This window comes from Leucobacter sp. UT-8R-CII-1-4 (genome assembly GCF_030010235.1).
GTDB lineage: Bacteria > Actinomycetota > Actinomycetes > Actinomycetales > Microbacteriaceae > Leucobacter.
This window is the reverse complement of record NZ_JASCRS010000002.1, coordinates 125,748-139,242: the sequence shown is the minus strand read 5'-3', so window position 1 is coordinate 139,242 and position 13,495 is coordinate 125,748. Positions and strand designations below refer to the sequence as shown.

9 protein-coding genes are annotated in these 13,495 nt (G+C 58.3%); 3 read left to right on the top strand and 6 right to left on the bottom strand.

The window, feature by feature from the left end; all coding sequences use genetic code 11:
• Positions 1–49: 49 nt before the first annotated feature.
• Both QBL02_RS05615 and QBL02_RS05610 read right to left on the bottom strand, forming a co-directional pair.
• A complete protein-coding gene (locus QBL02_RS05615; protein WP_282725411.1) occupies positions 50–1,486 on the bottom strand; it encodes a DUF6138 family protein in 1,437 nt (478 codons plus the stop codon).
• 15 nt (positions 1,487–1,501) lie between these two features.
• Positions 1,502–2,278 carry a class I SAM-dependent methyltransferase gene (locus QBL02_RS05610; protein ID WP_282725410.1) on the bottom strand — a complete coding sequence of 259 codons (777 nt, stop codon included), beginning with the start codon at positions 2,276–2,278 and terminating at the stop codon, positions 1,502–1,504.
• 84 nt (positions 2,279–2,362) lie between these two features.
• Here QBL02_RS05610 and QBL02_RS05605 point away from each other — a divergent pair, with 84 nt between their 5' ends.
• Positions 2,363–3,142 carry an alpha/beta hydrolase gene (locus QBL02_RS05605; protein ID WP_282725409.1) on the top strand — a complete coding sequence of 260 codons (780 nt, stop codon included), beginning with the start codon at positions 2,363–2,365 and terminating at the stop codon, positions 3,140–3,142.
• Here the strand turns inward: QBL02_RS05605 and QBL02_RS05600 are convergent.
• From QBL02_RS05600 to QBL02_RS05585, 4 genes are all read right to left on the bottom strand, one after another.
• The gene (locus QBL02_RS05600) at positions 3,139–3,684 is read right to left on the bottom strand and encodes a hypothetical protein (protein WP_282725408.1); all 546 of its coding nucleotides are present in this window, start codon (positions 3,682–3,684) and stop codon (positions 3,139–3,141) included. The two genes, QBL02_RS05605 and QBL02_RS05600, sit on opposite strands and share 4 nt — an antisense overlap.
• 209 nt (positions 3,685–3,893) lie before the next feature.
• Positions 3,894–5,411 (bottom strand): aldehyde dehydrogenase (NADP(+)), encoded by a 1,518-nt coding sequence (locus QBL02_RS05595; RefSeq protein WP_282725407.1) that lies wholly within the window; start codon positions 5,409–5,411, stop codon positions 3,894–3,896.
• Between the two features lie 43 nt (positions 5,412–5,454).
• Positions 5,455–6,462, bottom strand: a complete 1,008-nt coding sequence (locus QBL02_RS05590) for an agmatine deiminase family protein (protein WP_282725406.1) — start codon at positions 6,460–6,462, stop codon at positions 5,455–5,457.
• 48 nt (positions 6,463–6,510) lie between these two features.
• Complete coding sequence (locus tag QBL02_RS05585; RefSeq protein WP_282725737.1) at positions 6,511–10,185, bottom strand: multifunctional oxoglutarate decarboxylase/oxoglutarate dehydrogenase thiamine pyrophosphate-binding subunit/dihydrolipoyllysine-residue succinyltransferase subunit; 3,675 nt, start codon at positions 10,183–10,185, stop codon at positions 6,511–6,513.
• Between the two features lie 350 nt (positions 10,186–10,535).
• On the opposite strand from QBL02_RS05585, the gene QBL02_RS05580 reads away from it, so the two are divergent.
• Positions 10,536–11,912, top strand: coding sequence for a hemolysin family protein (locus QBL02_RS05580; protein ID WP_282725405.1), 1,377 nt, complete (start codon positions 10,536–10,538; stop codon positions 11,910–11,912).
• Positions 11,909–12,955 carry a hemolysin family protein gene (locus QBL02_RS05575; RefSeq protein WP_282725404.1) on the top strand — a complete coding sequence of 349 codons (1,047 nt, stop codon included), beginning with the start codon at positions 11,909–11,911 and terminating at the stop codon, positions 12,953–12,955. Before QBL02_RS05580 ends, QBL02_RS05575 begins: the two co-directional genes overlap by 4 nt.
• The last annotated feature ends 540 nt before the right edge of the window (positions 12,956–13,495 follow it).

Sequence of the window (13,495 nt, the reverse complement as noted above, 5' to 3'; positions counted from 1 at the left end):
CGATCCAGCGCGCTCTGACCTTTACAACCGGACGCTGGATCGCGAAGGCTCACTCAAAGACGGCGCGATAGAGCGGTTGCAACTCAATCGGTGCTGCCGCGATCACCTTTGCGCCGAGCTGACCGCTCGAATCTCGGCGCTCAGCGGACGCACCCCAGATCGCAAAGAGCGCGTGCCGCCAGGCATAGTCTTCGACCGGTTGGCCAAGCATGTTCGCGCCGAGTGCCGCGATACCAGAAACGCTAGTTTGTTCTGCAGACACTGCTGCAGAAACAGAGTCCCTGCCCGGGCGCAAGGCAATCAGGGCAGCAAGACTCTGCGCGTTTGCGATCATCTCTGGGTGCGTCTTGCGGTGGCGCATGTGCTGAATATTGCCGGCGCAGGCCAGAAGATAACTGACGCCGCGTTCGTCAAAGCCGAATCGATCAAGATACGCTTCAACAAAGTGCTGCTGCAGTGACTGATGTTCACCATCTACCTCGTGCAAATAGTGCCGCACTAGGGCCGCCGTCTCAGCTGTACTGTGAGACCCCTCGGTGATTCCCAAGGCAAACACTGCAAAGGTGCCAGGCATGGCACAGTTTACGTCATCAAGATTTATGTACCACTCGTACTCGCTGGTGGCCGAGCGCGCATAGCGCTCAATCAGCGGCGAGAGCGCCGGGTACTCGGCAGCGCAAGCAAAGAGTTGATGAACTCCCTTCTTCGGCAGACCTTTGATTGGCAAATACTGTTTGCTGGGGCCGCGAAACTCGATTGCATAGGAGCGCGGAAAGTCGGTGGTTTCGAGTAATCGTATGAGATAGTCAAGCACTGCGGCATAACTTGCTTCATTCTCAGTTTTCACCGCGATGCGGATCGTCGCGAGCGCATCATTTGCCTTCGCGGTAACTCCAAGGGCAGCATCTTTACCTCGGAACGAGGCAAGATCGCTTGGCAAGTCTCCAGTGCCGTGTTTCCTGAGTTTGGCAGGCAAATCGCTACCGAGTTTTGCCACCCAGTCAAAGATGCGCTCCGCACTCACCGAGGCATAGCTTGGCCCATACTTGAGCTCGCCGATGGCCACGTAACAGGCAAACTGGTAAAATGGATCGGGAAGGTGGCTCGCATCGCCCTCGCTTACCAGTTGCCAGTCTTGGTTCCACTCGCTGCCAACGTTCTTGAAGTACGGCTTGCAGAGACGTTTCTCAACCCAGAGCCTGAGCGTGTATGAGATTTCGTGCCAACCAAGCAATACGCGCATGCGCTCTGCAATCGACCGTGCACGTTCGAACTCGAACTCACTCGCCGGTACGAGCCCGATAGCGTACTCGAGCAGTGCCGTGCCAAGGATTGGCTGGCCATCGACTACAAAACCTGGAGCTCGGCTCAGCTTTTTCGCGGTGAGACTGCCGTCGAGCACACCATGCACTCCGCGGTCAAAGATCGGTCTGCACTCTGGGCGCTGCAGAGCATCATCAAAGATGAGGTATTCAATCTCAGGCATGTCTCGGTTCCTTGACTAGCGTGATTTGGTGGCGACTACGGTCACCATACTGCTCTCCTCCGACACGCTGGCTCCGGCTGTGTAGTCTGCGATGAGCTCCACCTGATCGAAGCCGGCAAGCCGCAGGGCAAGTTCAATTTCGTAGTTGCCCCAGAATCGCAGGGCAAAGCGATCAAGCTCAGATTGCACAAGTGATCCATGGCGCCAGAGCTCATATCGAAGCTGGTTCACGCTGAGCTGACGGGAGATGTCTCTTGTTTCAGGGATCGACGTGAGCGTGAGTGTGTCTTCGCCGTCAAACCAGCTTCGGGCGCTTGGCAGCCCAGCGTCTGCCGAGGTGAGAGAAGACAGGGGATCAAGATCAAAAATGAATCTGCCGCCGGGCTTGAGTGCACTACACACTCCAGCAAAGATGGACTGAGCCGCTGCAGGATCTTGTACAAGCTGAATCGATCCAGCGGGAATAATCACGGCGGCAAAATCACGACCCTGTGGAATCGTGTCGAAGGTTCCACTTGTGAGTTGTGGAGACAAGCCTCGGCGCTCGCACTCGGTCACACAAAAATCCATCATTTCTGACGAGGGATCAGAACCGCTCACTCGTAAGCCGAGCTCCAATAATGGAATGAGCACTCGGCCTGTGCCAACCGCAGGCTCAAAAATCTCACCCGCTTCACCGTCGAGGAGCGCGCCATATAGCTCGATATCGCCGAAAGAATGACCGGTTGGCTTGTCAAGATGATAGACGCGCGAAGCTAGGGAGCTGTAACGATTCTGGGCAGCTGCGTTCATTCCTAAAGACTATTGCGAGCCGCACCAACTCGGAAACCCTCGCCGATTGCTAGCCTTGAAGGAAGGCAAACGGGGGAGCGGCAAATGCTTGACGAACAGCACGAACATCGGTTGTTTGCGACCCGAGTCGACAATACCGCCGATCGAACGCTGCTCTTGCTGCACGGCGGTGGTGTTGCCAGTTGGATGTGGCAGCCGCTGCTGGCCGAACTCGGCACTGAATTCAACTATCTACTGCCCGATCTCCCGGGCCACGACCGCAGCGCCAGTGTCGACTACCAATCACATGCCAGAACTCTGCCACTGATCGAAAACCAACTTGAGTCGTTCCTTCAGTCGCTACCAAACAGAGCGGCCAAAGACGTCACCGTGCTTGGTTTTTCGCTCGGTGCGCAATTGGCGGTTGGGCTTGCAGCAGCACGCGCCGACCTGGTGCATCGCGCAATCGTTGTGAGTGCGCAAGCAAAACCACTGCCCTTGCCCTCAGCAACCAGAGCGATGCTCAGTCTTGCCGCGCCGCTCGCTAAGTTTGAGTGGTTTGCCAAGGCTCAGGCAAAAGAACTGTTCATCGGTGCAGACCTATTCGACGACTATTTGCGCACCTCGCGAAGTATCTCGAAAGCAACACTGCTGAACAGTGTTGGCGAAAACATTCGCTTTATGCCGCCTGCGGCATGGGCGAAATTTCCCGGCAAGACGCGCGTGCTCGTTGGCGAAAACGAGCGAAGCTTAATGCGAGATTCGGCGGCTATCCTCGCCGGGCTGCTGCCGTCAGGCGAAGCTGAGGTGGTCGCAGGATGCGGGCACGGGATACCCCTGCAGCGGCCAGATATTCTCGCCGCCCACATTCGCCAAGCGACCTAGTCCTGCGCCTCAAATCGATCGCTCGGATCACTCAACTTTCGAAATAGCGGGATAGGGAAAGTCGTGCCAGCGGAAAGCGCGTGTTTTGCATCAAACCCGGATTTGGGTAGGCGAATGCCCATCCAAATCATCCAGGCGAGTGGCACGAGCGCGCCAAGCACAATTCCCGCTGGGCTGCGCAGCCCCGAAGCTTCTTGTACCGTCTTCGCGCACCAGGCCTGCATCGCAATCATTGCGACCCCAACAATGACGCTCACGGTCGAACTGGCGACTGGAATCAGGTTGCCAACAATGAGAGCCGACCAAAACAAAGCAGCCCAAGCCCAGGCGCCTCGAATGCCGCCAAGTTCGTACAGAGCCACGGTGTTCCACCCTGGAATCCAGGCTGCCTCTGGATGCTGATAGCCCGCAGCACGCAGCGCACGCATTTGAAAAATGCCGTTCAAAATGTAGCAAACAATTGCGATGCACAGCACAAAGCCAATCAAAGCTAAAAAGCTCATGAGAGAGTCAACGGCCTGAGGTGAGTCTAAATAATCCACGCTGGATCGCCTTTCGCAGAGGGGTCACAAATCTGTGGCACCTTCTCTGTGCAGGCATCCGTGTAGATACCGTAATGGTATACCACGCTGGCGTATGTGTTGATTCAACTCTGTAGCCCGGCCCCTATGGGCGAGGCCTTAGCCAAAGGTCGGGTGATCCAACGCAAAAGAGGGGGCGAGCAGCGCTCACCCCCTCTTTTTTTGGAAACTTAGACCAGGCTGCCCCAGTTTTGTGACTCGCCTGCGGGCGAAATCGCCTGCGGCACGCCGAGCGGGTTGTCGTCGCGCAACGCTACTGGCAAGAATGCGGCAGGAGCGTTCTGGAACGCCACCGGACGCAAGAAACGAGTAATCGCCGCGGTACCAACCGAGGTGCTTGAGTCGTTGCTGGTGGCCGGCCACGGTCCGCCGTGCTGCTGCGCCGGGGTGACCGCGACACCGGTCGACCAGCCATTGAACAGCACACGCCCAACCTGCTTTGCGAGAGCGGCAACGAGTGCGCGCAGCTCGCCAAAGTTCTCGGTGCTGCCGCTTGCTTCAGCCTCACTTAGGTGCACGGTGCCAGTGAGATTGCCCTCGTAAAACTCTGGCATCAGTGCGGCAAGATCGGTGCCCGCTGGTGTCTCAACCAGAATGGTGAGCGGACCAAACGCCTCATGCACAAGTGCGTCGTGGCTAGCGCGGAAATCGTCGAGCGAGACAGCGACGATGGTCGGCTTCGCCCAGCCCTGCCCCTGCTCGTCAAAGCGAACGCCACCTGCAACGACTGCGCGAACACCGGCAGCCCCAAGAATCGCGTCACGGCGCTCATTGAAGCTCTGCGCAATTCGCGGATCGAGCAAACGGTGCTCAGGCAGTGGTGTCTCGCTGCGCACAACGGCTGCCTCAAAATCTGCACCCTCCGGCACAAAAATGAAGCCGGGCTTGGTGCAAAGCTGTCCGGCAGAACCCGAAACACTGGTGAGCAAACCACTCGCGATCTCGTCTGCGCGCTCAGCGATAGCGTCGGCGGTGATGAACACGGGATTCACGCTGCCCAACTCGCCAAAGAACGGAATCGGTGCGGGGCGGTTCGCTGCGATATCAGCGAGCAGGCGGCCAACATTGATCGAACCCGTAAACGATCCAGCCTTGATGCGCGGATCCTTCAGCACCTGTACACCTGCCTCGCGGCCGTGAATCAGATGAAAAATGCCCTCAGGCATGCCAGCTTCGCGCAACGCCGTGCTTGCAATTTCTGCGGTCGCGTTTGAAAGCTCCGGGTGGCCCGAGTGAGCCTTGACGATGAGCGGGCATCCCGCGGCCAGAATTGAGGCAGAGTCACCACCGAGCACCGAGAAGGCAAACGGAAAGTTCGACGCAGAGAAGTTGATTACCGGCCCAAGTGGCAGCAGGGTGCGGCGAACATCGGGGCGAGGTCCGAGCACGAACGCTGGATCGGCATAGTCGATGCGCGCGTCAAGGTAACCGCCGGCAACGATAGTCTCGGCGAAGAGGCGCAGCTGGACTGCGGTACGGGTGACTTCACCGTTGAGACGAGGCTCGGTGAGGCCAGTCTCGCGCATCGCGATCTCGACGAGGCGCGGCTTGGCTGCTTCAAGAGCGTCGGCGACCGCCACAATCGCGCGGGCTCGGTGCGCGGGCTCGGTGGCAGCGAAAGCGGGTGCTGCGGCAGATGCCGCAGCAACAACAGCTTCGAGCTCGGGGGAGAGCTTGGTTTCAGGCATCACAAATTCCTTGAGTTAATACAGATGGGGTGAAGCAGTAAAGCTAAACGGCTGGCTGCTGCTGGGTGATGCAGTGAATGCCGCCGCCACGTGCGAAGAGAGGTCTCGCGTCAAGGCCAATCACTTCGCGACCGGGATATGCCTCGCGCAGCACGCCAAGCGCCCGATCATCAGCGGGATCGTTGAACGCGCATGCGAGCACGGCGTCATTGATCACCACATGATTAATGTAGCTGTAATCGACGAAACCCTCGTCATCACGGAGCGTTTCTGGCGCAGGCAAATCGATAATTTCAAAGCCGGCAGAGGTGTCATCACGGTATCGCTCGGCTACTTCGCGATTGTTTTTGGCGATCACATGGTCAGGGTGCGAAGCCGAATCTTGGCGGTGCATCAGCAGCATGTCCGGGGTAGTGAAGGCCGCCAGAATGTCTGCGTGACCGCGAGTGCCATACAGGTCGTGGTCGCGGGTGAGGCCGCGGGGGAGCCAAAGAGCTGAAGTTGCACCAATAGTGCGCAGAAGCTCTGCTTCAACCTGAGCTTTGGTGTATCCGGGGTTGCGACCCGGGTCAAGCTGCACAGTTTCGGTGAGCACCACGCGGCCGGTGCCATCAACCTGAATGCCGCCGCCCTCGTTGGTCATATCGCTGTCGATCCGAACAGCACCCGCAGCTTCGGCAACAATGCGGCCAATGTGTTGGTCTTTATCCCACTCAGCCCAGTCTTGCCCGCCCCAGCCGTTAAACACAAAGTTCACGGCGCCGAGCTTGCCATCGTCGCCAATGACAAAGCTCGGGCCGATATCGCGCATCCAAGCATCGTTCAGCGGTGCTGAAAGTAGGGTGATCGAGCCAGAGAGGTAGCGTTTCGCTACCGCTTCATCGCCCGGATTCACCACAACTGTCACTGGCTGAAACTCGCTTGCGGCGTTCGCGACTGAGGCCCACGTAGTGCGGGCCTCCTCGGCCTCGGCTTCAGTCTCGCCCAGTGTGTACCCTGTAGTGGGCCACGCTAGCCAAAGACGATCTTGCCGGTGTCCTTCAATAGGCATCTGCCAAGTTGTCACGACGTCGTGCTCGCTTTCTTAAACGGGGAAGGCTCAGCTATCGAAGCTGAGAGCCTTGCGGATCAGGTGCTCCTGCTCAACTGCGTGTACCTTAGCGGAGCCAGTTGACGGTGCAGCAGACGCCTTGCGGGTGACCGATTGAACACGGTCATTCGCGAGGTGCTTTGCGAGAGCCAGTGAGATGAATGGCCAAGCTCCCTGGTTCTCTGGCTCATCCTGTACCCAGACGAGTTCAGCATTACCGTAGCGTGCAAGCACGCGAGCAAGCTCGGTGGCAGGCATCGGGTAGTACTGCTCAACACGCACGATTGCAATGCGTGGGTCAGGCTGCTTATCGAGTGCAGCACGCAGGTCGTAGTAGATCTTGCCCGAGGTGAGCAAGACGCGTGTGACCTGAGTAGCCTCGGCCTGAGCGTCGTCGATCACCGGCTGGAAAGTTCCCTCGGTGAAGTCCTCGACAGCCGAAGATGCACCGCGTAGACGAAGCATCGACTTCGGGGTGAACACCACGAGTGGCTTGCGTGGGCGCTGGTATGCCTGGCGACGCAGCAAGTGGAAGTAGTTCGCCGGGGTCGACGGGCGAGCAACCGTCATGTTGTTCTCAGCGCAAAGCTGCAGGTAACGCTCGATACGTGCCGAAGAGTGGTCAGGTCCCTGACCTTCGTAGCCGTGTGGCAGCAGCATAACCACAGAAGACTGCTGGCCCCACTTCTGCTCAGCGGCTGCGATGTATTCGTCAACGACGCTCTGAGCGCCATTAGCGAAGTCACCAAACTGCGCCTCCCAGACAACAAGTGCGTCTTCGCGCTGCAGCGAATAGCCGTACTCGAAAGCAAGAGCTGCGTACTCGGAGAGCAGCGAGTCGTAGATCCAGAATCGTGCCTGATCCTCAGAAAGGTTCAGAAGGGGCAGCCACTCCTGACCGTTCTTGCGATCGTGGAAGACCGCGTGGCGCTGCGCGAAGGTGCCACGGCGGGCGTCCTGACCTGCGAAGCGAACCGCAGTGCCTTCCATCAGCAGCGAACCGAGCGCGAGAAGCTCGCCAAAGCCCCAGTCGATTTCGCCACTCTTGCTCATTTCGAGACGCTTATTGAGTAGCTGCTGCAGCTTCGGGTGCACCGTGAAGTTTGCTGGCGTATTACCGTGCGCTTCACCGATACGCTCAACGACCGAGCGATCAACCGCAGTCGGCACAGTCGATACCGACGGGATCGGTGCGGTGATGGTCTCGCCAATACCGCTCTGATCGATCACGGGGATCGCGCCGGTCTGCGCTGCATGGGTTTCCATGAACGCCTGCTCAAGGCGGCTCTGGAAGTCCTGCTTCGCCTTGTCGTACTCGTCAGAGGTGATATCACCGCGACCGACGAGAGCGTCGGTGTAGAGGGTACGGGTTGAACGCTTTGCTTCGATCAGGTCGTACATCAGCGGCTGAGTCATCGCCGGATCGTCACCCTCATTGTGACCGCGACGGCGGTAGCAAACAAGATCGATGATCACATCGCGGTGGAACTTCTGGCGGAATTCGTAGGCGAGCTGAGCTACCCGGACCACCGATTCAGGATCGTCACCGTTTACGTGGAAGATTGGCGTCTGCACAACCTTGCCAATGTCGGTCGAGTAGACCGAGGTGCGTGAATCCTGTGGCAGCGTGGTGAAACCAACCTGGTTGTTGATCACGATGTGAATCGTGCCGCCGGTGCGGTAACCGCGCAGCTGAGACATCTGCAGTGTCTCGTACACAACACCCTGGCCAGCCATAGCGGCATCGCCGTGAATCAGAATAGGCAGCGTGGTGAACGAGCCAATCGGCTTGAGATCCTGCTTCGCACGCACAATACCCTCAAGCACACCATCAACCGTTTCAAGGTGTGACGGGTTAGCTGCGAGGTGGATCGGCACCTGTGTGCCGTTTGGTGCGGTGAAGAGGCCAGTGGTACCGAGGTGGTACTTCACATCTCCCGAGCCAGTCTTTGTGGCAGTGCCTTCAAACTCACGGAAGATCTGCCCGTAGGTCTTGCCAGCAATATTCGAGAGCACATTCAGACGGCCGCGGTGCGCCATACCGATGTCTACGCTGTCGACGCCGTCTTCTGCTGCATCAATCAGCATCGCGTCGAGCAGCGGAATCACCGACTCGCCACCCTCAAGGCTGAAACGCTTCTGGCCGACGTACTTGGTCTGCAAGAAGGTCTCGAAGGCTTCTGCCTCATTGAGCTTCTCAAGGATACGCATCTGTGCGTCGTGCCCCGGCTTCGCGTAAGGCACCTCAAGCTGCTGACGCAACCAAGTGCGCTGCTCGGGGTCTTGAATGTGCATGTACTCGATGCCGATCTTGCGGCAGTACGAATCACGCAGCACACCTAGAATGTCGCGCAGCTTCATGGAGCGCTGGCCACCGATACCACCGGTAACAAATTCGCGATCAAGATCCCAGAAAGTGAGGCCGTGGTTCTCAATCTCAAGGTCTGGGTGCGTGCGTTGCACGTACTCAAGCGGATCAATGTCAGCCATCAGGTGGCCGCGAACGCGGAACGCGTTGATCAGTTCCTGCACGCGAGCCGACTTGTCGACCTGGCCAGTGATATCAACGTGAATATCGTTTGCCCATTGGATCGGCTTGTACGGAATACGCAGCGCGGCGAAGACCTCTTCGTAGAAGCCGTGACCGCCGATGAGGCGCTCGTGCACCTTCTTCAGGAATTCGCCGGAACCGGCGCCCTGAATAACGCGGTGATCGTAGGTGCTAGTAAGCGTGATGGTCTTGGAAATACCAAGTTTGTTGAGCATTTCAGGAGCAGCGCCCTGGAACTCTGCTGGGTACTCAAGCGCACCGGCGCCAATGATTGAGCCCTGACCGCGCATCAGACGTGGCACGGAGTGAACAGTGCCGATACCGCCTGGGTTTGTCAGCGAGATTGTCGCGCCCTGGAAATCACCGGGAGTGAGCTTATTATCGCGGGCACGCTTCACAAGATCTTCGTAAGCTGCGAGGAACTCGTTGAAATCGAGAGTGTCAGCGCGCTTAATCGCAGGCACCAGAAGTGAGCGCGATCCATCGGGCTTTGGCACATCGATAGCGATGCCGAGACCGACGTGAGCAGGCACGATAAGTGATGGCTTGCCATCAACCTCACCGTAGGCAACGTTCTGGCTTGGGAATTCCTTGAGTGCCTGAATCAGCGCCCAGGCGATCAGGTGCGTGAATGACACCTTGCCACCACGGCTACGACGCAGATTGCTGTTGATCACCAAACGGTTGTCAATCAGGAGCTTCGCGGGGATCGTGCGAACGCTGGTCGCGGTGGGCACCGAAAGGCTCTCGTCCATGTTCTTGGCGAGAGTTTTGGGCATGCCGCGCAGGGGAGTGACAACGTCTTCGCCGCTGCTGCTCTCGGGAGCGGACTTTACCGGCGAGCTGCGTGGAGCGTCTGCCGGGATCGGCGCGGTACGCGGCGCGGCATTCGTTGTTCGCGAGGTCGGCTGCGTTGGTGCAGCTTCGGGCGCCGTAGAGGTAGGTGCATTGGTGCTCGGGGTTGGAGCGCTTGTCGTATTCGAACCCCCAGTAGTGGCATAGCGCTCAAGCACCGGCCACCAAGCTTGATCCACCGAGTTTTTGTCGACGAGGTACTGTTTGTACATCTCATCGACCAACCAGGCGTTAGCACCGAAATCTTCTGCGGAGTCTCCGTTACCGGTGACATTCATCCGCTCAGCCAAGGCGAGTCCTCTCATCGTGACGAACCCATGGGCTGCTCCCATGAGCACTTGCGCAGCCATCGCGCACACTGCTATCTACCCTACGCCTATCTCTGAGTTCTTGGCGCACGTTCCTGGGAATTCATCAGACAGTAAAATTCCAATGCGGTAGAGAGTGAAATTGCACTGAGTGTGAGGTGAGAAGCACCTGTATTTGTGTTGCGATCGTACAAAATTCTCGGCAAAATACCGGCGATCCCAGGTAAAGTATTAATTCTTATGGACGGATCTAGTCGAAGACCCAACGACCCCCCGAGTACGAGCCGCGCTAAGTCGCGGCATCTCGGAGGGGGGCGCCCGTGAACGAGTGGTTACTGCTTGCAATCGGAGTGCTATTAACAGTCGGTACAGGCGTATTTGTCGCTTCAGAGTTTTCTCTGGTTGCGCTTGACCGACAAGATCTTGAGCGGCGTCGTGAGCAAGGCGAGCGAGGCCTTGACCGTGTGATTCGTGGATTGCGAATCACCTCGACGCATCTTTCGAGTGCGCAGCTGGGCATTACGCTCACCACGTTGCTCGCTGGATATACGCTCGAACCCGCATTTAGTCGCATGCTTGACCCGCTATTTGCGGCAGTGGGTGTGCCAGAGGGCATTCGGCGTGCAATTAGCGCACCAATTGCCATCGTGATCGCGACGATCATCTCAATGGTGATCGGTGAGCTGGTGCCGAAAAACTTTGCACTCGCTCGCCCGCTTCAGGCCGCGAAAACAGTGATGCCGCTACAGGCGGCCTTCACTACCGTGTTCAAACCAGCAATTCTGGTGCTGAACGGCAGCGCGAACGGCATGCTGCGTGCAATTGGCATTGAACCGAAAGAAGAGCTTTCGGGTGCCCGCACCGCAGAAGAGCTGAGCTCGCTCGTTCGCCACTCGGCAAACGCGGGACTGCTTGAAGCTGACACCGCGACCCTGCTCGATCGAACGCTGCGCTTCTCGGAGCACACCGCCGCAGACGTGATGACGCCGCGCACCCGAATCGAGAGCATCCACCGTCTTGACTCGGCACAGGCCGTGCTCGAACTGGCAGGCCGCAGCGGCTTCTCACGCTTCCCTGTTATCGACGAGGATCGTGATGACGTCGTCGGTGTGGTGCATGTGAAGCAAGCTGTTGCCGTGCCGCGCGCAAAGCGCGCCGACGTTCCGGTGGCAGCACTCGTTGAAGACGCAGTGCGCGTGCCAGAAACCATGCGCCTTGACCAGTTGCTCGCAGAATTGCGCGGCACCGGTTTTCAGCTTGCGATTGTGGTTGACGAATACGGCGGAACCGCCGGCCTCGTCACCCTCGAAGACCTTGTTGAAGAACTGGTCGGTGAAGTTGCCGACGAACACGACCGAGCGCATGCTGGTGTGATCGGCAACGCCTCGGAAATGACCCTGCCCGCTGACCTGCGCCCAGACGAGGTGCTTGACCAGACAGGTATTGAGATTCCAGAGAGCGATGACTACGACACCATCGCGGGCTTTGTGCTGCGCGAACTCGGCCGTATTCCGGAGCTTGGCGACGAGGTGCCGCTCGTGGACGGCGCTCGCTTGCGAGTGGAGCGAATGGACGGCAGGCGCATCTCGAGACTGAAGTACTTTGGTCCGCCCATGCCCGAATCGTTTGAGCGGGAGTATGGCGATCCAGCGCGTACACCAAGAGATGAGCCTTCGACGAAGGGAGGTGCACTGTGAGTGACTGGGCAGGAATTGTTTGGCTAGTTGTGCTGCTCGTCGTGAATGCCTTCTTCGTCGGCGCCGAGTTCGCAGTGATCTCGGCACGACGCTCGCAGATTGAGCCGCTTGCAGAAGCTGGTTCAAAGCGCGCAAAAACCGCTCTTTGGGCAATGGAACACGCGACGCTGATGTTGGCAACCAGCCAGCTCGGTATCACCGTGTGCTCGCTCTTGATTCTGAACGTTTCTGAGCCCGCGATTCACCATCTGCTTGAGGGTCCGCTCGCCTGGACCGGACTTTCGGCGCAGGTGGTGTCGATTTCGGCGTTTGTGATCACGCTGCTCTTGGTTTCGTACCTGCACGTTGTGTTTGGTGAAATGATGCCAAAGAACGCGGCCTTCTCGATGCCAGATCAGGCAGTGCTGCTGCTTGCCCCTCCACTGGTGTGGATCTCGCGAGTGTTCCGCTACATCATCGCTGGACTCAACGCCATCGCAAATGCGATCCTGCGTCTATTCGGTATCGAACCAAAGAACGAAGCAAACAGTACCTACACGCTTGAAGAGGTTGCTGGCATTGTCAGCCACTCGACTCGTGAGGGGCTGCTTGAGGATCGCAGCGGTGCGTTGAGCGCCGCATTCGAGTTCACGGCGAAGCGTGCGCAGGACATTCTCGTGCCGACCGACCGCCTCGTCACGATGCCGATCGGATCAACACCGAACGACATCGAGATGGCGGTGACCAAGCACGGCTTCTCGCGTTACCCAATGCGCGGCGAAGGCGACGAGCTTGTTGGTTATGTGCACATTAAGGATCTGCTGCGACTCGGCGACGACCGCATTATGCAGCCGATTCCGCCCAAGCGGGTTCGCGAAATGGTGAGCATTCGGGAGGACACCGACCTCGAAGATGTGCTCTCGCGTCTGCAAAACCGCGGCGTGCATCTGGCGCGCGTGGTTGACGCTGAGGGTGTTGAGACCGGTGTGCTGTTTCTCGAGGACGCGATTGAGGAACTCGTTGGCGAGGTGCACGACGCCACGAAGCGCCAGCGTTACGAGTAGCTAGCCTTCATCACTGAGATCGCCTGGGTTTGCCGAGATCGCCTCTTATTGACTGCAAAAGAGAGTGCGTTTCGGTAAAACCAGGCGATTTCGCTGTTTGTAGCTCACAGTTCGAGGCGAGGGTGAGAATTGCTTGGAAAGCGCTAAATTGCGGGGAATCGCAGCTTTTGTGGTGCGCGCAGCCACAAGATTGCTGGCATGCAGCTACAGCCAAGAGAACAACGCATCGAGCAATTGCGCGCACAGTTACTTGCCCGGGAATGGCTGCTCGCAAGCGGCACGAGCAGACGGCAACTCTCAGAGCAGCTGAATGCGCAAGCGCTCGTACGAGTAGTTCCGGGAAACTATGTCTTGGGCGAGTATTGGCAAAAGTTGTTCGCCGAGGATCGCCTGCTCATGCGGGTGCTCGCGGTTTCGGCGCAGTCGCATTCCCAACGGCCTGTGTTCTGCCACACCGCTGCAGCTGCGATCTGGGGGCTACCCCTGTTCGGGTTGCGAGATGAACGGGTGCACCTACGCATTCCTGATGGCCGCTGCGGT